The sequence below is a fragment of the Paludisphaera rhizosphaerae genome (assembly GCF_011065895.1).
GTDB classification, from domain to species: Bacteria; Planctomycetota; Planctomycetia; order Isosphaerales; family Isosphaeraceae; genus Paludisphaera; species Paludisphaera rhizosphaerae.
On the sequence record NZ_JAALCR010000009.1, the window covers coordinates 169,632 to 191,221 of the forward strand.

The 21,590-nt window shown below is 66.5% G+C and carries 15 protein-coding genes; 6 read left to right on the top strand and 9 right to left on the bottom strand.

Features of this window, described 5'->3' with window-relative positions:
- The first annotated feature begins 79 nt into the window (after positions 1 to 79).
- From G5C50_RS13780 to G5C50_RS13800, 5 genes are all read left to right on the top strand, one after another.
- Positions 80 to 820 (top strand): SDR family NAD(P)-dependent oxidoreductase, encoded by a 741-nt coding sequence (locus G5C50_RS13780; protein ID WP_165070253.1) that lies wholly within the window; start codon positions 80 to 82, stop codon positions 818 to 820.
- Positions 821 to 901: 81 nt separating this feature from the next.
- Complete coding sequence (locus G5C50_RS13785) at positions 902 to 1,492, top strand: TetR/AcrR family transcriptional regulator (RefSeq protein ID WP_165070255.1); 591 nt, start codon at positions 902 to 904, stop codon at positions 1,490 to 1,492.
- 56 nt (positions 1,493 to 1,548) lie between these two features.
- The gene (locus G5C50_RS13790; RefSeq protein WP_165070258.1) at positions 1,549 to 2,826 is read left to right on the top strand and encodes a TolB-like translocation protein; all 1,278 of its coding nucleotides are present in this window, start codon (positions 1,549 to 1,551) and stop codon (positions 2,824 to 2,826) included.
- 161 nt (positions 2,827 to 2,987) lie between these two features.
- Positions 2,988 to 3,593 (top strand): PEP-CTERM sorting domain-containing protein, encoded by a 606-nt coding sequence (locus G5C50_RS13795; protein ID WP_165070260.1) that lies wholly within the window; start codon positions 2,988 to 2,990, stop codon positions 3,591 to 3,593.
- Positions 3,594 to 3,747: 154 nt separating this feature from the next.
- Positions 3,748 to 4,716: an RNA polymerase sigma factor gene (locus tag G5C50_RS13800; protein WP_165070262.1), complete on the top strand. Its 969-nt coding sequence runs from the start codon at positions 3,748 to 3,750 to the stop codon at positions 4,714 to 4,716.
- Between the two features lie 20 nt (positions 4,717 to 4,736).
- Here G5C50_RS13800 and G5C50_RS13805 read toward each other — a convergent pair whose 3' ends face one another.
- From G5C50_RS13805 to G5C50_RS13820, 4 genes are all read right to left on the bottom strand, one after another.
- Positions 4,737 to 5,543 (bottom strand): hypothetical protein, encoded by an 807-nt coding sequence (locus tag G5C50_RS13805; RefSeq protein WP_165070264.1) that lies wholly within the window; start codon positions 5,541 to 5,543, stop codon positions 4,737 to 4,739.
- Positions 5,544 to 5,656: 113 nt separating this feature from the next.
- Complete coding sequence (locus tag G5C50_RS13810; protein ID WP_165070266.1) at positions 5,657 to 6,481, bottom strand: PhzF family phenazine biosynthesis protein; 825 nt, start codon at positions 6,479 to 6,481, stop codon at positions 5,657 to 5,659.
- A gap of 23 nt (positions 6,482 to 6,504) precedes the next feature.
- Complete coding sequence (locus tag G5C50_RS13815; protein ID WP_165070267.1) at positions 6,505 to 7,335, bottom strand: ABC transporter permease subunit; 831 nt, start codon at positions 7,333 to 7,335, stop codon at positions 6,505 to 6,507.
- A complete protein-coding gene (locus G5C50_RS13820; RefSeq protein ID WP_165070269.1) occupies positions 7,335 to 8,246 on the bottom strand; it encodes an ABC transporter ATP-binding protein in 912 nt (303 codons plus the stop codon). The genes G5C50_RS13815 and G5C50_RS13820 overlap by 1 nt, the downstream gene beginning before the upstream one ends.
- Positions 8,247 to 8,661: 415 nt before the next feature.
- Here G5C50_RS13820 and G5C50_RS13825 point away from each other — a divergent pair, with 415 nt between their 5' ends.
- Complete coding sequence (locus G5C50_RS13825; RefSeq protein ID WP_165070271.1) at positions 8,662 to 8,802, top strand: hypothetical protein; 141 nt, start codon at positions 8,662 to 8,664, stop codon at positions 8,800 to 8,802.
- Between the two features lie 4 nt (positions 8,803 to 8,806).
- Here the strand turns inward: G5C50_RS13825 and G5C50_RS13830 are convergent, their stop codons facing one another.
- The 5 genes from G5C50_RS13830 to pilM all read right to left on the bottom strand — a co-directional run bounded on the left by G5C50_RS13830 (position 8,807) and on the right by pilM (position 20,894).
- Positions 8,807 to 9,514 (bottom strand): YdjY domain-containing protein, encoded by a 708-nt coding sequence (locus G5C50_RS13830; protein WP_165070273.1) that lies wholly within the window; start codon positions 9,512 to 9,514, stop codon positions 8,807 to 8,809.
- 161 nt (positions 9,515 to 9,675) lie between these two features.
- On the bottom strand, positions 9,676 to 14,040 hold the full coding sequence (locus G5C50_RS13835) for a type II secretion system protein GspD (RefSeq protein WP_165070275.1): 4,365 nt from the start codon (positions 14,038 to 14,040) through the stop codon (positions 9,676 to 9,678).
- A gap of 393 nt (positions 14,041 to 14,433) precedes the next feature.
- A complete protein-coding gene (locus G5C50_RS13840) occupies positions 14,434 to 16,464 on the bottom strand; it encodes a hypothetical protein (protein WP_165070277.1) in 2,031 nt (676 codons plus the stop codon).
- A gap of 83 nt (positions 16,465 to 16,547) precedes the next feature.
- Positions 16,548 to 18,293, bottom strand: a complete 1,746-nt coding sequence (locus G5C50_RS13845) for a hypothetical protein (protein ID WP_165070280.1) — start codon at positions 18,291 to 18,293, stop codon at positions 16,548 to 16,550.
- A gap of 102 nt (positions 18,294 to 18,395) precedes the next feature.
- Positions 18,396 to 20,894: a type IV pilus assembly protein PilM gene (pilM, locus tag G5C50_RS13850; RefSeq protein ID WP_165070282.1), complete on the bottom strand. Its 2,499-nt coding sequence runs from the start codon at positions 20,892 to 20,894 to the stop codon at positions 18,396 to 18,398.
- Between the last annotated feature and the right edge of the window lie 696 nt (positions 20,895 to 21,590).

A 21,590-nucleotide genomic window follows, 5' to 3' on the forward strand; every position in this document is an offset into this window, starting at 1 on the left:
CGATCGTACGTATTCTTTCCCGATGGGTCGTGACGACCATTGGTAGAGAGATAGGACCTCTTCACACGCGGGGACTACGATGAGCAAGCTGACGAGCAAGGCGGCGTTGGTCACGGGTGGGTCGCGGGGCATCGGGGCGGCCATCGCCAAGCGGTTGGCCGGCGACGGTGCGCAGGTGGCGATCACCTACACCAAGGGGGCGGACGCCGCGGCGGCGGTCGTCAAGGAGATCGAGTCCGCCGGCGGCAAGGCCGTCGCCATTCAGGCGGACGGCACGGACGTAAAGGCCGTGCAGGCCGCCGTTGAGAAGACGGTCGCGACCTTCGGCCGGCTCGACATCCTGGTGAACAACGCCGGCACAGCGATTCCCAAGCCGTTCGAGGAGACGAGCCTCGAAGAGATCGACCACATGATCGATCTCAACGTCCGGGGCGTGTTCGTGACGACGCAGGCGGCGCTCAAGCACATCCAGGATGGGGGGCGGATCATCAACATCGGCTCGTGCCTCGGCGAGCGCGTCCTGTCTCCCGGCATCGCGGCCTACTCCGCGACGAAGGGGGCCGTGAAGATCTTCACGCAGGCGCTGGCTCGCGAGGTCGGCGAGCGCGGGATCACCGTCAACAACGTCCAGCCGGGGCCGATCGACACCGACCTGAACCCCGCGTCCAGCGATTGGGCTCCCTCCCAGGTCGCGGCCACCTCCCTCAGGCGGTATGGTAAGCCGGACGAGGTCGCCGCTCTGGTCGCCTTCGTCGCGAGCCCTGAGGCGTCTTACATTACGGCTGCGAACCTGACCGTCGACGGCGGCACGAACGCATGACGCTCCGGCCCCGGCGGCACGGCGATCGCCTGATCGTCCGCGCCGCTGGCGGAATCGGCGTCGGATGAGGTGGAGGTTGAATTGCCCAGGCCGTCGCACCGAGAAAAGCTTCTGGAGGAAGGGCTGAGGGTCGTGCTCGAGCACGGCTACAACGGGGCCAGCGTGCGCGACATCGTCCGCGCCGCGGGCGTCCCCCAGGGGTGCTTCACCAACCACTTCCGATCGAAGGAGGCTTTCGCGGAGGAGGTCCTCAACCGCTATTTCGACGCCGCCGCGAGCAAGGTCCATGAGACTCTGCTCAACGATAACCTGCCGCCGCTCGAGAGGCTGCGAGCCTGGGTAGACGCACATATCGAGTCCCTGGCACGATCGAACTTCAGGACTGGCTGCCTCGTCGGGAATTTCACCCTGGAGATCGTCGAGAGCGATTCGATCCGGGCTCGGCTCCGGGAGATGATCGAGAGCATCGAGCAAGCGGTCGGGGAATGCCTGACCGCGGCCGTCCAGGCCGGTGAGCTGCCGCCCTCGACCGACGTCCGCGGCCTGGCGAGCTTCGCCTACTTCTCATGGCAAGGCGCGGTGGGCCAGGCGAAGATCGAACGGTGCGTCAGACCGCTTGAATTATACAAGGACATCCTGTTCGGCCGGGTCCTGAGCGGCGACGGACGGTGAAGCCCCTGGCGGCGACCTCGCGACCTCCTACAATGGGCGTCACGGAGGATCAGCCCATGCCGAACGTCCCTCGCTTTGATCGTCGTACATTCCTCGGCGGGACCGCCGCCGCGCTGGCCGCTTCGCGAATGGGACGCGCAGCGGAGGACGCCCCGCTGCCCCCCGTCCGCGCGGTGACGAAAGGGCCGAAGCATCACTGGTTCGGCTACTACGACAAGCTTGAATTCGACCCCTCCGGGCGCTTCCTGCTCGGGATGGAGGTGGACTTCGAGCATCGTTCGCCGAGGCCCGACGACGAGATCGCCGTGGGCATGGTCGATCTGCAAGACGGCGACCGATGGATCGAATTGGGGCGGTCAAAGGCCTGGTGCTGGCAACAGGGCTGCATGCTCCAGTGGCTCCCGGGCTCGCGGTCGGAAGTCATCTGGAACGACCGCGACGGCGACCGCTTCGTCTCGCACGTTCTGGACGTGAAGACGGGCTCCAAGCGCACGCTCCCCGCGCCGGTCTACGCGATGAGCCCGGACTCGACCTGGGCCGTGGCGCCCGACTTCCGCCGTCTGCACGACACCCGTCCTGGGTACGGCTACGCGGGCGTCCCCGACCCCCGTCCGGACGTCCTCGCACCAGACGACGCCGGGATCTGGAAGACCGACCTCAAGACGGGGAAGACCGACCTCATCCTCTCGTTCCGGCAGGTCGCGAGCCTCCCCTACGACGGTCTGCTCGCCAAACCGGCGACGCCCCCCGAACAGGCGAAGCACTGGTTCAACCATTTGCTGGTCGCGCCTGACGGGGCCCGGTTCGTCTTCCTTCACCGCTGGCGAGGCCCCGGCGACAAGTCGTGGCTGACCCGGATGATCACCTGCAAGCCCGACGGCTCCGACCTGTACGTTCTGAACCCCTCGGGGATGACCTCCCATTTCATCTGGCGCGACCCGAAGCACATCCTCGGTTGGGCGCTTCGCGCCTCGCACGGATCGAAGTTTTATCTCTTCGAGGATCAGACCCAGAACGCCGAGGTCGTCGGCCCCGACGCGATGACCGAGGACGGCCATTGCACCTACCTGCCGGGCCTCGACAACCGCTGGATCCTCTGCGACACCTATCCGGATAAGAACCGGCGGCAGCACCCCTTCCTGTTCGACGCTCGCAAAGGGGTCAAGCATCCGCTCGGCCATTTCGAGTCGCCCAAGGAATACACCGCCGAGTGGCGGGTGGACACCCATCCCCGGTTCAGCCCGGACGGGCGTTCGGTTGTCATTGACTCGCCCCATGGCGGGGACGGCCGTCAGCTGTATCTGATTGATGTGTCTGGAATTACAGCGAGCTGAGGCGGGGGATTTCGGAGCCGGTCTGAGTTTTTCTGAAAAAGCGCCAACCGATCGCCCGCCCAGGGACACTCTCATCACGGCCGGCGCGATTGAAGGCTGTGGAGAGCGCCTGATTTCGTCGTCCGGCCGATCATCAACCGGACGTCGAATCAGGAGGCGCCATGAAACATTTCGGGTTATGGGCGGTCGTTCTCATCATCCTCATCGGCCCCGCCGCCAGGGCCGCGATCATCGTCGATTCGACCATCTCGGCTCAGTTCAACGGGACTTCTTACGATTATACGATCAAGCTGACGAACACCGCGGCCAGCACGGTGAACATCGGAACCTTCTGGTTCGCCTGGATTCCCGGTCAGGATTACCTGAAGACCTCGCCGATCTCGGTCACCTCGCCGACGGGATGGGTTGCGGCGATCACCCACGTCCCGAACGTGGCGACCAACGGTTATGCGATCCAGTGGGTAGCCGGCGGGACAGGGGCGGCGTTCAATCCGGGGCTGGCGATCACCCCGGGGAATTCGCTCACATTCGGATTTCAGTCGACGGATACGCCCGCCGAGGTGTTTGGAAACTCGATCTTCTTCAACAACCCGCCCGTGCTGACCTCGTTCGTCTACCAGGGGGCCCCATTCTCGGGGGAGTCTCTCCAGTTCGTCGTGCGGGCCGTCCCCGAACCTTCGTCGCTGGCCCTGGCCGGCTTCGGGGCCCTGGGAGTCGCCGGCGCGACGTGGCGGAGGAAGCGAAGTCGACGGCCCGTGGAGGGGTGATTCCGAACTTCATTACTATCCCGATCCCGGCGGCGCCATTATCCTGAAAGCCATACGACCGCATCCGGCCGCCGGGATCGACACCTTCAAATTCGGACGCCCCGCCTCGGGTTTCGATCCGAGAGCGGGGCCTTGGCGCTCGGGAGGTAGGCCCATGTCGGCATCGCTCGTCGGAGGAGAGGCCCGCTTCGCGCGGGGGGCGGAACGGCTGGACGACGTCGAGGCGTCGGACGGCGAGTTGCTGAGGCGGTTCCTCGCCCATCGCGATCAGGCGGCCTTTGAACGGTTGGTCGTTCGTCACGGGCCGAAAGTCCTGCGCGTCTGCCGAAGGTGGTCGGGACCCGGTCAGGACGCCGAGGACGCCTATCAGGCGACCTTCCTGCTGCTGGCCACCCGCGCCGAGGCGATTCGACGTCCCGAGCACCTGGGGGCCTGGCTCTGCGGCGTCGCGCGCCGCGTCGCCTCCCGCGCCAAGCGTCGGGCCGATCTGCGGCATCGGCGCGAGGGCGCCTCGATCGACCTTTCCGTCGTCGCCGACCGCTCCCGTCCCTCCCCGCTCGACGACCTTCGCCCCGACCTCCGCGCGACGATCGAGCGCATGCCCGAGAAGTATCGCCGGCCGATCGAGCTGTGCTACTGGGACGGATTGAGCAGCGAACAGGCCGCTGCCCGGCTCCGTTGCCCGACCGGCACGCTGAAATGGCGGCTTTCTCAGGCGAGGGAAGACCTCCGCGATCGTTTGGGCCGCGCCGGAATCGGTCTGGCCGCCCTGCTCGTCTGGCTCGGCCGCCCGTCCGCCGCCCGGGCCGAGTCCATCGCCGAGGCCGAAGAGCACCTCCGGCTTGCCGCCGACGCCGTCGACCTGGCAGTGCGGTTCCACGGCGATGCGTCGCCCGTTCCGACGGCTGAAAATGTTGACCTGTTCGTGCGGCCTATCCACGATGGCCCGCCGCCGACGGCCCGTCCCCGATGGCGCATGCGCCGAATGCGAAAGGCGGTCCCCCTGATCGTCGTGACCGCCGCGGCGCTGGCCTACCTGTCCTGGTCGTCGCCAACCCTCGCACGGGTGGCCGACCTGATCTCCGCGGCACTGACCCCAACCCCGACCCAGGGCTGCCACTGAGCCGGGGGGGGGATGCTCCCTCAACTCGCTTTCGCCGGTTCCGCGGCCTTCTCGACGGCCTCGCGAATCGTCGGTGCGTCCACGATCTTCAACGCCTCATCGCGGAATCGTTCGGCCTCGGCCTTGCGATCGCTCCGGACGAGGATCGTGATGATGCGGACGGCGGTGTTGATGAAACGCGAGTCGGCCGTGCGCGGCGCCGTCCTGCCGTTCGGGAGCGGCCGTTCCTGGAGTTTCCGCTCCATCTCACGGCCCTGCTTCATGATGTCGAGCCGCAGCAAGGGATCGCCGAGGTACTTGCCGCAGAGCCGATACTCGCCCGCGTCGGCGAGCACGTCTTCGGCCATGATGGAGCACTCGGCGGCCCTCTTCGGGTCGTTGGCGTCGAGCCACTTGAAGAGCTCCACGCCCTGGGGCGGCCCCGTCAGGTAGCGGTCGATCCCCACGACGTCGTGGTAGAGGTGGGCGTCGCCCCGACCCGCGCGAAGGGTCGCGACGTCTTTCGCTCGGATCTCGGTCAGCGTCTGGAGAGCCTTGGGATATTGCTTGCCGAGAGCCGCCCAGTCGGACAGGGCGAACGAGAGCCGCACGCCGTATTGCCCCGCCCCGTACTTTAGGGCGTTTTCGTGATACCAGACGTGCTTCTGGAGCGCCTCCTCGAACTTCCCCGCGCGGGCCAGCTTGCGAGCCTCTTGCAGGACCTCGTACGGGTCGGGATGGGAATCCTCGGCGGCCGATGCCGTGGCGCCCAGAGACGCCGATTGCCACCGCGTCAGGCCCCACATCGTCGCCAGGACGCCGAAGAACCGCTTGCGGGATATACGCACGCCACAGCCTCCTCAGTCGGCGAGCGACGGAGGAGCGGCCATCGCCCCTCTCCACTGCGACAGCCTACCGATGGGGTTTAATTTTACCAAATAAAAACAAAAAAATCGGCCGATTAGAGTCCCGCTCCGCCTTGCAGCCGGGCCCGGACGGTGGTCACAGCCTTGCCGGCGATGGCGACGCGGTCGCCCTCGAGGCGGACGCGGATGACGCCGCCGCGGGGCGAGACCTGGCGGGCCTGGAGCGCCTTGCGGCCCAGGCGCTCGGCCCAGAACGGGCCGGAGCAGCAGTGCGCTGAGCCGCAGACCGGATCCTCGTCGATCCCGACGGCCGGCGCGAAGAACCGCGAGACGAAGTCGAAGGACGGGTCGGACGAGCGCGCCGTCGCGATCACGCCGCGGACCGGGATCGCCTTGATTCGGCCGTAGTCTGGGGCCAGCTTGCGGACGGTCTCCTCGTTCGCGAACTCGACGAGCATGTCGAACCGGCTCCGACCGGCCGAGACGATCGGGCTTCCCAGCGCCTCGGCGATCACGGCCAACTCGGCCGGGTCGTCCACCGGGCGTTCGATCGGCTTGGCCGGGAAATCCAGCTCGATCCAGTCGTCAACCCGGCGAGCGGCCAGCAACCCGCTGCGGGTCTCGAACTCGGCCGTCGCGTCGAGGGCCAGTCGACCGTCCTCCCAGAGGACGTGGGATGCGGCGATCGTCGCGTGGCCGCAGAGGTCGACCTCGACCATCGGCGTGAACCACCGCAGCCGCCACCGCGGACCGCCGGCGATCGGGCTGAGAAAAGCCGTCTCGGAGAGGTTCATCTCCCGGGCTACAAGCTGCATCCAGTGCTCGGGGGCGGGGGCGTCGAGCACGCAGACGGCGGCCGGGTTGCCGGCGAACGGACGATCGGTGAAGGCGTCGACGGTGGTGACGGCGGTCTCGTTCAAGGGGGCCTCCTCGCGGGCGGGCGTCAGGCGTTGGCCGGGAGGTCGCGGGTCGCGAACACCAGGAACGCCAGGGCGATGCACGCCGAGCCCAAGGCTAGCAGGATCGCCACGTCGTGGTTGTAATTCGCGGCTTCCGCCGTGACGGCGTCCACCGGATTATAGAGGGTGAACAACGACGCATGTTCGGCCCAGGGCCGCCAGGGCGAGTCCTTGAACACCGGGATTACCGCGATCACTCGCGCGATGAACCCCGCCAGCGTCAGCACAGACCCCGCCGTCATCGGCCGCCAACGGACGATGTCGGCCGAGGAAAAGAGCAGCGTGTAGCCGTACATCGGGAACGCCAGGGCCGCCAGATTGAACGCCGGCTTCGCCAGCAGCCAGGCGCTCGGCGGAGTCTTCAGGAAGTTGTAAAACGTCGCCGCGTAAGCGCCTACGGCCAGCGACCCTGCGATCGCCAGCAGGCCGACGATCGTCGTCAGCACCTGCGAGGCCAGGTACGACGACCGCGAGACGGGCCGCGACATCACCATGTCCAGCGTCCCGCGCTCGATCTCGGCGGAGACCGCGTTCGCCCCTCGGCCGATGGCGAACATCACGATCATCAGGATGATGAACGGATGGTTCCAGAAGGCCATCATGATCTGGATCGACGGAGGGTCCGCTTCCAGGCCGAGCTGGCGGACCCAGTTGAACCCCTTGCCGTCGGTCATGGCCTGGCGGATCCTCGACTCCTGGAGCGACGCCACGTGGACCAGCAGCCACCCCAGCGCGAACAACGCCGTCGACGAGAGGAACAGGCTCCAACGCGCGTCGTGCAGGTTTTTGCGGACCAGGGTCCAGAACGGTTTCATCAGGCCGCGTCCTCGTCGACGGCTTCGGCGCCGTGGTACTCGTTATAAAGGCTGTGCAGATCCTCGGTTCCGATCGCCAGGTCCTCCACGGGGACCGTCCCCAGCCATTGCAGCAAAGGGCCCAGTTCGCCGCGATGCTCCAGCAGGAGCGCCGGGCCTTCGGTTTTTCGAATCGACAGACCCAGCTCCTCGGGGAAGACCGACGGGGTTCGGCCATCGGCGAACCGGATCAGGAGCATTCGCAGCCGGCGGCGGGCGTGCATGTCCTCGACGTGGACCAGCCGGCCGCGACGGAGGATCGCCACTCGGTCGCAGATCGCCTCCACCTCGGAGAGGACGTGGCCTGAGAAGACGACCGTCTGCCCCTGGGCCCGCGCTTCACGCACGAGATTCAGCACGTCCAACCGCGCCGAGGGGTCAAGCGCCGAGGTCGGCTCGTCCAGGATCAGGACGTCGACCGGATCGGCGAACGCCTGGGCCAGGGCCAGCTTCTGCTTCATGCCGGTGGAGTACTTGCGGACCTTCCGCCGGAGATCCAGCTTCATCACCTTCTCGGCGATGGCCGCGGCCCGGTCGAGCCCTTCGCCGTCGCGGAGGCCGCTGAGGAACTTCAGGACCCCCAGCCCCGACAGCGAGCCGGGCATCCGCAACTCGCCGGGGAGATACGAGACCAACCGCCGCACCTGAAGCCCGGACTGCCAGCAGTCAAAACCGAAAATCGTGGCGCGACCGGACGTCGGCCGCATCAATCCGAGCCAGAGTCGGATCGTCGTCGTCTTGCCCGAACCGTTGGGTCCGAGCAGCCCATAAACCTCCCCCTGGCGGATCTCCAGGCTGAGGTCTCGGAGGGCGTAAGTCGGCCCGTATGCCTTTGTTAGGCCGTTCGAGACAATGAGCGACTGTGGTTGCATGGATCGGCCCCAGGGAGCAGAGTATGCGAATGCGGCCACTGAGTCTTAATGGATGCGTTCATGAAAACACGAAAGCTTTGGTGCGACGATTTGCCTCAGAGCCTTATTAAGCGCAGAATTAGTAGGCGTCAGGCGATTCCCTCCCGACCATCACGTCTCCGCCGACGCCCGATCCCGGGACGGCCCCGGGTGGTGAATCAATTCAATCCGCGAGGAAGAGAGCGGTGATGCGCAGGCGAGGCAGCCTGCGCGATTGGGTCTGCGTCGATCCATCGGAAGTGGACAATACCCCGCAGGCGTGCGTCCGGTCAACGAAGCCGGACGCGACAGGAGCCCGACAGTGGATCATAAAGGTCGGTTGGTGGGGTCGGCCTTCACGCGTTTCGACGCGCCGGCGACGACACGGATGAGGCCGATGGCGGGCTGGAAGATCAACGGCTACGCGGCGCGGTTGCTGATCTGGTCGGAGGAAGAATGGGAGCATCTGGAAGTTCGGCCGATCGACGCTCAGTATCACCCGTTCGGGTTTTGGTGCGCTCTGAGGCTTCTGGAGTGAAGGTTCAGGGGGTCGGTTTCGGCTTTGGGGGACGGGCGCTGAAGATGATCTGAACCTCGGAGCCGAGCGGTGGGATGTGCTCTGTGAAGGCGACGAAGGTGCGGTTGGCGTCCTCGGCGGAGCTGGCGATGGGGAGGTCGAGTATGGCCGAGGCGAAGTTGGCGACGGTGATCAGGTCGCCTTCCTCGGCGGCGTAGATGGTTTTTTTAGTGACGGGGTCGTCATAGAGGGTGCTGCCGGCGAAGACCCAGTCGACGTCGAGTTGCTTGCGGGTCTTTTCGTCTCGGATCCAGGATCGGGCGTCGGCCTGTTTGATCTCGTCGCCGTTTTTCCAGCGGAGGGTCACGGCGATCGGAGGGCCGTGAGGCGGTTTGAATTCCGGTCGGAAGCGGACGGGCCCGCCGGGTTCAAGTCCGGCGGCCAGGAGGCCGGCGTGGATGAGGGTGGGGGGAGCGTCCGTGGCGAGGACGGCCTCATGCTCCTTGGTGCCTCGGAGGCACAGGAGATGTTCCAGCGGGCCTTCACGCAGAACGACCCGGGCGCGGAGGATCAGGCGACGGGGTTGGGAGACGGGATCGAGCCAGAGGCTTCGGCCCAGGGGTTTCCAGCCGGCTTCGGGCTTGAAGACGGGAGGGGGCTCGGCCGGCTCTTCGGCGGGAGCCTGCCATCCCAGTGCGGACAGCAGCGTCGTGGTGAGGATCAGGCTGTTCATGCGCGGCTCCTTGGTCGTCGCGGCTCCTGAGGTCGGAGCGCCGTCGACACTCAGCATGATCGGCGGCCGCAAGCGTTGCAAGCGGTCGTGAAACGGCGAGGGGCCGCCGGGAGGTGTTCCCGGCGGCCCCAAGGCCGCGTCAGAGGTCGAGGCTCGCTCGGTCAGTAGGCGACCGAGGGGATGCCGAGCCGTTCCTCCTCTTCCTCAAGGATGATGATCCGCGGGGTGACCATCAACATGAGGCTGTTGGTGGTCCGGCCGATGCCGACGTTGCGGAACAGGCGGTCGATCCAGGGGGTCTTGGAGAGGACGGGGACGCCGTACTCCAGACGCTGTTCCTGGAGCTGCTTGACGCCGCCGAGGAGGACCGTGCCGCCGTCGGGGACGGTGACGGTCGTGCTGACGGTGGTGACGGTCGTGTTCGGCAGCTGGATCGTGCCGTTGATGGCCGCCGAGGCGCCGCCGAGGCCGGCGCCGCCGACCGCGGCCGGGACGGTGATCGAGGTGAAGCCGTTGACGACCTGGAAGAACGGGGCCAGGCTCAGTCGGACGTAGCGGCGGTCAGCCGTGACGACCGGGGTGACCTGGAGCTGCACGCCGTTTTGCAGCGGAGCGACCTGCGGCTGGAAGGCCACCGATCCGGGGCCGAGCACCGGGAACAGCGAGGCCACGTAATACTGGAGCTCGCCGTTGAAGATCGTCGCGGCGGCGCCGTTGAAGGTGGTCACCTTGGGCGCCTGGAGGATGTTGTTACGGACGTCGCCCTGAGCGGCCGTGAGGAAGAAGTAGACTTCCAGGTCGCTGAGGAACGCCATGCCCAGCGAGGCGCCAGCCCCGGCGACAGAGTTGAACGGGGCGATCAGGCTCCCCTGGGTGTTCTGGAAGGGGATCTGCAAGGTCGGCGAGAAGTTGTAGAGACCGCCGCCCGCAGTACCCACCACCACCGGGGACTGGCCGCCGGGGTAGTAGTTGGAGTAGTCGCGGATCGGGTTGATCAGGTAGGCGTTGTTCTGCGTCAGCGTGGTGCCGCCGCCGGTGGTTCCGCCGCCGGTGCCGCCCGCCGAGGTGGCGCCGCCGCCGCCGAGGCCGGCGCCGCCGATGCCGCCCGAGCTACCGCCGAGGGTGCCGCCGGTGGTGCCGCCGGTGGTGCCGCCGGTGGTGCCGCCGGTGGTGCCGCCGGTGGTGCCGCCCGTCGTCCCCGCGGTGGTGGTGCCGCCGCCGGGCGCCGTGATGACGTTCGTCACGGAGTTGTTCTGGTAGGCCCAGGTGCTGTGCTTGCCGACGCTCTTGGAGTTGATGGCGAAGTCGAAGTCGACGCCGATCTGCTCGAAGAACGAGTCGGAGACCGTGATGAACCGGACCTCGATGGAAACCTGGAGGTCCTGGAGCCGGCGGAGCTGGCGGAGCAGGTCGGCGATCTGCTCATGCACCTCGGCCGTGTGGCGGATGATCAGGCTGATGCTGAGGAAGAACGGCGTGATCGAGCCGGGGGGACGACCCTCGTCGATGTCGCCGCCCGCCCCGCCGCCGCCGAAGCCGCCGCCCAGGCCGTAAGCCGTGGAGACGTCCCGGCCGTCGCCGTCGCGGACCTGCCAGGTCCCCGGCGCGATCGACGTGGTGATGAGCTGGATCAGCGGAGACATCGCGGCGTCGTCGATGTTCGGCTTCTGGCCGTCGACGATCTGCACCCCGCCGCCCGGCGTGCCACCGATCGGCACGTTCGGGGCCGTCAGCGACTGACCCTGGGGCGTGAAGTTGGTCGTGGTCATCGGATTGAAGGCCGAGCCGTAGGCCTCTTTGGCCTCCTTGCTCTTCACCTTGATAAGGTCGCCCACGTAGTACGTGTGGAAGTACGTGTCCTGGGCGGCCGTCTGCTTGTTGGTCACCAGCAGAACGTTGTCCTCGATCGTGTAGCTCAGGCCCAGAGGGCTGAGGATCATCTTGAGGACCGTCTTGAGCTGGGTGTTGTTCAACTTCAGGTCGACGGGCGTGGACGAGGTGAGACCCTCGTCGACCATCGCCTTGGGGTCGAGCGCGACGTTCAGGCCGGTGTAGTTGCCGATGAACTGCAGGGCCTCGCTCAGCGGCTGCTTCTCGAAGTTGACGCTGATCGGGTCGCGGAGCTTGGCCTCGACGGACATCACCGCCGCGCTCTTGGGGTGCTCCAGCCGCTTGACCATCTCGCGGCGGCTCTTGGTCAGGTCGGCGAACGTCTTGGGGTAAGAGATGCCGTTGGCCTGGACCTCGGGGTCGGCGATCGCGGCCGCGTCGACGCCCTCGAGGAGCTGGACGACGCCCTCTTCCTTGGCCGCCTTGTTGGCCATGTCGGTCTTGTAGCGACGCTCCGCCTTGGCCTTGAAGACCATCATCGGGGCGGCGACTTCCGTCGGGTCGATCTCCATGGCCTGCTTGGCGTAGGCCTCGGCCTTGAAGAAGTCCTGGTCGCTGTAGGCGGCCTGGGCCTTCTCGAACAGCTCCTTGTAGCGGGCCTTCTTGGCGGAGTCCGCTTCAAGGATCCGCAGCCGCTTCCGCTCGATCTCTTCCTTGTAGCCCTTCTCCTTCATCTTCTCGTCGAAGATCTGCTTGTCCTTCTTGGCCAGCTCAAGGGCCACTTCGAGACGGCGGACCATCGGCTTCTGAAGGTTGGGGGCGACCTCGGAGGCCTTCACGGCCTTGAGGGTGGTGTCGTAGATGGTCAGGGCCTTGTCGGGGTCGACTTCCTGGAGGCGGCGAGCCTCGGCGATCTTGGCGCCGACTTCAGCGTTGAGCTTCTGAGCGGCGATCGACTCGACGTCGCTGGCGCCGTCCATGCCGCCGTTGACCACGGCGCGGCCGGCGGGGTCGGAGATCTGCTGGGTGGTCAGGCTCTTGAGCAGCTCCTGGACCTTGGCCTGGAGGCTCTCATCGAGGACGGGGCCGGCCGAGGCGACCTCGGTCAGCAGCGTCTTGGCCCGATCCCGCTCGCCCTTCCGCATGGCTTCAAGAGCGGACTCGTAGAGGCTGAGGGCGCCCCCCTGCTCGGCCAGGCCGATCTGGGCGGACAGTTCCTCGGCTTCCTCGCTGGCGCCGGCGGCCTTGGCCTTGGCGGCGGCCTGACGGGCGGCCGCGTAGTTCCCCTCTTCGTAGAGCGACTGGGCCTGGGAGAGTTCCTGGACGCCCGGGCCGGCCGGGACCGGAGCCGGAGCCGCCGCGACCGGAGCCGGGGCGGGGTCGAGTTCGAGGCTCGGAGCCTGAGCCGGGGCCGGGGTCGGTTCGACCGGAGCCAGGGCCGGCTGCTCGTCTTCGGCGCCGCTCTTCTGGACGTGGGGGTCCAGCCGAGGGGTCGCAGACGCCAGGGGCGTCAGGCCGGACTCGACGCGGCGGAGCTGCTCGGCTTCGGCGAACTTGGCGGCAGCGGCGTTCTGGTCGCCCTTGGAGAGCAGAGCGTCGGCCTGACGTTCGACGGCGTCGGCGGTCGGGCCTTCGGTCGCGGTCGGGGCCGCGGCGACAGCCGCCGGGGCCTCGGCCTTCTCGCGGACCATGGCGATCTCGTGCAGGACGGCCTCGGCGCGGTCGGCGGTGAGGGCCGGCACGACGTTCATCCGCTGGGCCTGGCGGGCCTTGGCCTCAGCCTCGGCGATCTTGCCGGCCTTCATGAGCTGGCGGGATTCCTGCACCAGGACGTCGTAGACGCCCGGGCTGGCCTGCTCACGAGGCGACGTGGAGCGGATGGTGTCGCGCTTGCGGAGGGCGCGAGCGGCGGACGCCACCTTGTCCGGGTTGTCCTCGAACATGCCGTAGGAGAGGTTCCAGCCCTTGACCTCCAGGGCGATCGCCTCGGCGACCTCGAACTTGCGGTCGGCCAGGGCGGTGCGGGCTTCGGCCAGCTTGGCCTTGGCCGTCTTATGGTCGGGGGCGGCGACGGTCTTCACCGCGGCGGGCGCGGACGCCTTGGGGCGGGCCTTGACGAGCGCCTGGCGGGCCTTGGCCGGCGTGGAGTCGAACAGACCCCACTTGATGTTCAGGGCCTCGGCCTCGGCGATCTTCGCCTCGGCTCCGTCGTAGTCGCCCTTGATCATCATCTCGCCGGACTCCTGGAGGAGCCAGCGGGCCTTCTGCTTCCGGTCGGTCTCGTCGCCCGAGGCCGTCTCCGTCCGCGAGGCGGGCGAGGCGGCGGCGACGCTCGCCACCGGCGTCGGCGCCGGGGCGGAAGCGGAAGCCGGGGCGGCGGCGGGAGCCGCGGCCGGTTCGGCGTTCCCCTTGACCTTGCTCAATTCACGCAGGTACTCGTCCAGCAGCGACTGATGCTCGGGTTCGAGCTGGTCGCGATACATCCGAGCCGCTTCGAGATACTTGGCGGCCAGGTCGAACTGTCCGCTGTTGAAGAGGCGCGAGCCGGCCTCCAGATACTTCACCGGCGGCGCCGGTGCAGGCTTGCGGGCCGCCGAGGACGGCGAAGCGACCGCGTCGTCGAGGGTCGCACCTTCCGTGGACGCTCCCCCCGCACCGAGGATCATGATGACTGTGAGCGTTCTAAGCCTTCTCAACGCGACCTCCTTTCGCCGTCATACGGACGGCCGCCGACATCCCTGAGAGCGGCCTCGTTCGAGTCCTAACGGCGAGACACGGTTCTTCTGCGGCTGCTTGCGCCAAACCCACCCGGCACACCGAGGCGGGGTCTTCAACTCGTTTGGTACCTGCCCCCCCCTACCACGACGCTTTGAGATGCTGCTGGAACGATCGCGAGATCCGCGCCGAGGATGGGGAAAGATGGGGCGGTGTGTACCTCTAACAAGAGTTTCGGTCAAGACGGGGGGTCGACTTTTGCGGAATGTTGGGGCTGTGTCTGTTGTGTGGGCGGCGCAAAGAAAAACGCCTCCCCGCGGGGGGAGGCGTTGAGTTCCGTTAAACAGTTAAGTCCACCGACGCGCGACCGAGGCTCAGCGAGACCCCCCCATCATGCCGGGGCCCATCATGCCAGAGCCCATCATGCCGCCCATCATGTCATAGCCGCTTCCCATCGAGCTGGAGCGGACCTTGTCGGACTCCTTGAGTTCCCGTTTGTAGTTGCTCTCAACGTCCTTGCGGACCTCGTTGGAGCGGTCATCGGCCTCGTCGTGGAGTTCAACAAGGCCGTCAGGCCGCAGCAGGGCGGCGCAACTCGGTTGGACGATGATGTTGCCAAGGAAACCGGCGGGGAGCGGCTTAAAGCCGCCGACCACGTCGAGCACCATGAGCTGACTGCTGAAGTCGACGCCCTTGTTCTTGGTCCCGGTCCCGTCGGATGTCGGGATCTGGGTCGTCCGGACCTCCCCCAACAGCTCGCCGGGGGCGGCCTCGAACTGACGGGGGAGCGTCTGGCCGTCGTCCGGATTGAACTTCACGATCTGGAAGACGCCCTTCATCTCCGACTTGGGAGTCGCCTGAAGGACGCCCATGGCGTACGCCGTGACGTCGGGAGGCATATGGACCTCGTCGGTCGACTCGCTCCAGGGGCCTTGCAGCTCCTCGGACTTGGCGTCGACGCCCGGCGCCACGTCCTCGCGGTTGAAGTTCGGGTTGAAGACGACGATGCGGACGCGGTAGCGGTAGCTCTCGTCGGGCTGGGCGGTGAAGTCCAGGGCTCGGACCATCACGGTCTTTTCCTCAGACCGCCAGAAGTTGTCGAGGGTTTCGGTCCCTCCCATCCCCATCCCCATTCCCATGCCCATCCCGTCCATGCCCATCATGCCCGAGCCTTCACCCATCATCATCATGTTCATCATGCCGCCCCGGCCGCCCATCATGCCGGAGTTCATCATGCCGCCGTCCATCCCGGGCATCATCGAACTGCCTTCCATGCCAGGGCCCATCATCATGCCCCCCATCCCCCCCATCATGGCAGGGTTCTTCGTGGGGTCGGGGATGTTCTTGACCTCGTCAGGGACGAGGCTGGCGATGTGAACCTTCTCCCAGAGGCCGGCGGTGAGGAACGGCAGCGGGTCGTTGAGGTCGGTGGGGCGGACGTTGTCGGGCGTCAGTTCCTCGTCTTCCATGGGGAGGTTGTCGAGGACCGTCAGGTTGCGTTCGGCGTCGACGTCGGCCCAATCGGTCCACGTCCCATCCTGCTGCTTGGTCTGGCGCTGGACGTCCAGGCGACGGTAGTGGGGCTGGGCGATCGCCGAGTTCTTGAGGGCCTGGCGATAGTTCTCCAGCATCTGCTCGTGATTCAGCGTGGCGGTGATGGCGACCCAGCGCAGGCCCTTGGTGACTTCCTTGGGCGGAGGGCCCTGGGGCTTGTTGGCGTCTTCGGGCTTCTCTTTCTTGGGTCCGCTGGGGCCGGCGAGCTTGGCCATCATCTCTCGCTTCTTGCGCTCAAACTCGGCCTTGGCCTGCTTCTCCTGGTCGGGGTTGGGCTGGCCGCCCATCCCCATGCCGGGGCCCATCATGCCGCCCATGCCCATGTCGCTGCCCATCATCATGCCGCCGCGCCGCTTACGGCTGCGGAAGATGTTGGACTTGGGGGGCTCCTTCGTCTCGGTCTCGACGATCCGATTGCCCTCGGAGTCAAGCGCGTAGACCAGGGCTCCGCCGCGGCTGGGATAAGCGAAGACGTTCTCCGGCGCGATCAGGTTGGGCTGGTCGCGGATCAGGCCGGCGCCCGGCTCTGGGGTCACCCACTCGCGCCGGGCCTGGAAGTCGGACGCGGCGAGGACCATCTTGGACGACGTCTCGGCCTCCTTCGCGAAGTCAGACTGCTTGATGCCGCCGTCGACGAGAGTCTGGACGATCTCCTCGGTCGGGACCTTGCGTCGCAGGTTCGAGTCGGACTGCTCGGCGGCCTTCTTAATCTGCTCGGGTTGGACGTCGATCGTCTCCCGCGTCAGGGCCTTGAAGAGGCACAGGGCGAACAGCCCCGCGGCCAGGAGGACGGCGATCTTGTCCCCGAATCTCAAGCCGAAGTTCTTCAGCTTCTCACCGGCGGTGGCCATGCCAGGTTCTCCGTGCGAAGGGACGCCCCCCCTGATCCGGGAGGACGGTGTCTCTCGTCGATGTTGGTTCGCGACGCGATGGATCAGGGGGTCGGATTGCCGCTCGGCGCGGGCGCTGGGGCTTCGGCCTTCGGCTCCTCCGTCTTGGGTTCTTCGGGTTTTGCAGCTTCGGCCTTGGGTTCCTCAGCCTTGGGGGCCTCGGCTTTGGGCTCCTCAGCCTTGGGTTCCTCGGTCTTGGGCATGTCGGCCTTGGGCTCTTCGGCCTTCGGTTCTTCAGCCTTGGGCTCTTCGGCCTTGGGTTCCTCGGTCTTGGGCATGTCGGCCTTGGGGGCCTCCGCGCCCGGCTCCTGCGGGGTTTCGGCAGTGGCTTCGCCCGGGGATTCGGCGGCGGCTTCGGGAGCCGGGGGTTCGTTGTAGAAGCGGGCCTGGCCGTAGACGGTCACCTCGACGATGTTGTAGTAGGCGTCGAAGGGGACGGCGGATTTCTTGGACTCGCGAGCCTTCTCGGCGTCCTCACGGGCCTTCTTGCGGTCGGTGCCGCGCTTGTCGACCCCCGTGTTGCGGTTCATGCCCATTCCCATGCCGGGCATCATCATGCCGGGGCCCATCATGCCGGGGCCCATGCCCATTTCCCCTTCCATCCCTCGCATGCCGCCCATCATTCCGGGGCCCATCATGCCGGGCCCCATCATTCCGGGTCCCATCATGCCGGGGCCCATCATGCCGAACCCATAAGCGCCGGTGAACATTTCGCCCTTCTCGGGCTTGACCACCTTCGCGGTAGGACGCAGCAACTCGAAATCGCGGACTTCGATGGACATCGGCGAGTTCTCGAACTCGACGAGGAGGTCCTGGACGTGGTCCTGGTCGACCAGGACGGTGAGCATGATCGGGAGGATCTTGTACTGGGTGGCGTTTTCCGGCTTGAGATAGAAGACGCTCTCAGCGACGCTGACCTTGCCGCCGGGGCCCATGCCCATGCCCATTCCCATGCCGGGGCCCATACCGGAGCCCATCATGCCGGGGCCCATCATCATGCCCATCTCGCCGCCGGCGTCGGCCGCCTCTTCCTCAGGCTCGTTGGGGGCCTTGATCGCTTCGGCTTCTTCCAGGGCTTCCCCCTTCGCCAGAGAGCGCTGGTCCTGGGCGTAGGAGCTGCCGACTTCCAGGGCCTTGATCTCCTTGACGTAGGCGGAGTTCCAGTCCTTGGCGTTGCGGTTGACGGCGGCGATGACTTCCAGGGCGGTGCGCTGAACCCAGAGTCGCTCCTGGGCCGACCAGACTTCGCCGAGCTTGGGAGGCTGGTTGGGAGAGAAGTCGACGACCTTGAGAAGCTGGTCCTTGGGCAACGAGGCGACGACGCCCTCGCCGGTCTCGTAGTTGAAGGGGCGGAAGACCTTGAAGACCCCGTCGACGTATTCGGGGTAGGCCTCGATGTAGTCGATGATCGCGAGCTGGACGGCGGCGGGGTCGACGTCTTCAGGCCACTTGCGACCCCACTTGCGGAACCGCTCGGAGACGGATTCGGGCCAGGTCAGGAGCGGGGCCTGGCGGTCGTACAGATGCCTCCACGCGGTGTCGACGTCGCGGGTGAGGACGGCCGTCTTTTGCTCGACGATGGGAGCGAAGTCGGCGGTGGGTCCGCCGTTGCTGTACTGCTGGACGTCTTTGTAAGCCGACGTGATCTTGCCGGTCTGGTCGGCGGTCTCTTTCTGCACGGGGCCGGAGCCCAGAACGTAGGCCCCGGTGGCGAACAGAGCGGCGATGCAGACCGAGATCCAGAATCGATAGCGGGCGATCTGGCGGAGGATGTCCTTGACCTGATCCATGATGGGAGCCTCGTGGCGTTCGGGACCGTGGAAGGAGGAAGCCGAGACCGGGCCGCCGACGCCCTCCCGGGAGATGGGAGGGGGGCGGCCTGTCGCGTCAGCTTATGACTTGGGGACGGCGGCTCCAGGGGCGGCCGGAGCTCCGGGAGCCGCCGGAGCGGCCGGGCCCGCCGGTGCGCCGGGGGCGGCGCCAGGAGCTGCGGGGGCGGCTCCCTTGGCGGCCGGAGCTTTCAAAGCGTTGCTGATGGCAGTGTCGATGGCGTCGGACTGCTTGGACGACGCCTTTTCGACGTCGGCCTCGGTTGGGATCGTCATGGACCCGGCCTTCGCCTTCTCGGCCTCGTTCATCTTGCCGATGATGTCCTGAAGCTGGGCCTTGCGAGCTTCCAGGAGTTCCTCGGGAGTCTTGGTCGCGTCTTCCTCGCTGGGGGCCGGGGGTTGCCAGACGAACTGGATCAGGAAGTCCGTACGGGTGAGGGTGCGGATCTTCTTCTTGGCCTCGGCGTCCATCCCACCGGGCATCCCCATGCCGGGGCCCATCATGCCGGAGCCCATCATGCCGGGCCCCATCATCATCCCGCCTTCCATGCCGCCCATCATGCCGGGGCCCATCATGCCCCCCATCTTGCCGCTCATCATGCCGGAGCCCATCATGCCGGGCCCCATCATCATGCCCATCTCACCCCCCATGCCGCCGCCGGACTCATCAGCCGGCGGGGCGGCGCGGTCGAGGAGCGGGACGCTTCGGCTGGCCAGGTTGTTGTTGTTGGCGCCCTTGTCGCTGGTCCAGCTCTTGTCGATGTTCATCCAGGCCAGTGCGACGTGGTTGACGCCGTAGAGCCGCAGCGACGGCGAGTTGAGTTTGCGGAGCACCCTGCGGACGAGGAACTCGTAGGGGCCCAGGTCGATCCGCCGGGGGTCGGTGATCGGCAGGCGGAGTTGCTCGGCGTTCGGATACGGGTTGTAGTGGTGGCCGACGAGCTGAACGACCCAGCCCTCGCCGCTGGGAGGATTGGCAGCGTCGTAGGGGTGGATGAGGTTCTTGTAGATCGGCTGGATGTCGTCGAACCACTCGGTGGCCAGGTCGGTCCGCCAGACCGGCATGATCCGGTCGATATGGACGGTCACCTTCTCGATGTTGTACTCGTCCTTGGGCTCGTTGGGCTTCAGGCCGTAGTCGGCGACGGGGTCGGGGAAGTAGCCGCTGATGGTCTTGAGGAAGGCCGGCCACATCCCCTTGTTGGAGGGGTCGATGATCAGCGCCTTGCCCTCGTCGTACTTGGCCTGCCAGGCACCCTTGGCGGCGTCGAGGCCGCTCTTGATCTGGGCTCCGTTCTTGGAGACGCCGCTCGCCTGGTCGACGGCCGAGTTGTACTGGACCGTCGAGACCTTGGCGAGCGCCCGGTAGTCGCCCAGGACGAACAGGGCGCTGAGGCCCAGCATGATCAGGGCCGAGGCCGCCAGCGCCCAGGGCTTCTTGGCCCGGATCAACCGGACGCGTTCAACTTCGGGCGGCAGCAGGTTGGTCCGCAGGGCCGACTTGCCCACTCCTTGCAGCCCCAGGCCGTAGGCCACGGCGAACGAGGCGAGGTTGTCCTGGAACTGGGGGGCGCCCTTGACTTCCTCGCCTTCCAGCCGCTGGAAGACGTCGACCTTCTCGACCTCGTGGTTGAGGTTCTGCTGGAGGAACTTCTGGAGGCCCGGCAGCTTGAAGCCGTTGCCCAGGCCGACCACCTTGCGGATCTTGGCCTGGCGGTTGATGCTCGAATAGAAGCCGATCGAGCGGTTGATTTCGCTGGCGAAGTCGTTGAACACGCCGCGCATGGCCGTGAAGATGGCCCGAGGGTCGGGGGCCTTGGTGGCGTTCCGCTTCAGGTGCTCGGCCTTGGCGAAGGTGAGCTTCATCTCCTTCGTCAGGGCCCGGGTGAAGTGGTTGCCGCCGATCGGCACGTTGCGCTGCCAGATCCGGGCACCGTCGGTGATGATCAGGTCGGTGTTGTCGGCCCCGATGTCCAGGACGACGACCGAATCCTTCGACCCGCTCCCCTTGATCTGGTCGTAGGTGATGTAGTTGTAGAGGGCGATCGGCGCCATCTGGACGATGTCGACCTCGATCCCGGCCACCGTCAGCGGCAAGATCGCGCGGGCGATCTGGTCCCGCTTCATGGCGAAGAGGCCGACCTCGGCCATGGTGAACTCGTCGTCGCCCGCTTCTTCGTCCTCGTCGCCGATCTGCTGGTAGTCCCAGACGACGTCGTTAAGGTCGAAGGGGATCTGCTGCTTGGCCTCGAACTTGACGATGTCGGGGATCCGCTTCTTCTCGACGGGGGGGAGCTTGATGAACTTCACCAGGCCGGCCTGGCCGGGGACGGCGATGGCGACCTTGCATCCCTTCACATCGTTGCGATCGGTGAACGTCGCGAGGGCCTCACGCACCAACTCCTCGGGCTCAGCGTCCGGCTGGCTGAGGAGCTTGGGATATTCAATGAAGTCGAACGCCTCGGCGGTGACGTGCTCGGCGTCCGCTCCGGGGGTCAGCTTGAGCGCCTTGAGGGCGGCTTGGCCGATGTCGATCGCCCAGACGGACTGGATCTTCGCCATGAGGTGAGACTCCTCTACAGGTCGAGTCGGTCGAATCGGGGACGAACGCCGATCCCGACCGGGGTCGGCCCGCCCTATCGTCGAATTGGGTCTTGGTTTCGGTTCGAGAGATCGGGCGACGGACTGAGCGGATCGAGATGCCCAAGGCCGGCTTTCCACCGGGACGGAAGCCCCATTCCTCGATCCGCACCCTTTTCGATGCGTGGCGAGGGTGAAAAGTTCCGCCGACCTAGGGATTTCGGTCCCCCCGGCCGCCGCGCCCTGGAGGGCGCGGAATGTTGGCAAGTCTAGCACAACGCCGGGACGCTGCTTCGACTTCCAGTTCGAGGGGCAAGCCAGTGCATCATCTCAGAGCCCGGCTGTCAACGACGCAGCGGCGCGCGCCAGGACCCACCCTCTCGAAATGGGCTTCGGATGGGATTGAGCCGGGATGCGGCCCTCTCCCTTTCGAACGTCGACTCCGGTGGATTTGTTCACCTGGGCTGAAAGAACTCTGACGATCGGAGTTTGCAGCAGGCATCTCGAGGTCTTAGAGGTTCAATATGGCCGATCATTGCAGATCGGTTTTTCTATGGCTCGATTCTCGGTTTGAGGGGCCATGGATCTCGACTTGCCCTCCGAGGTTGCATCATGGATCTGTCGAATCGTGCTCGTCGCGGACGTCGGCTTCGTCGATTGACTGGCCCCCAGCGTGGG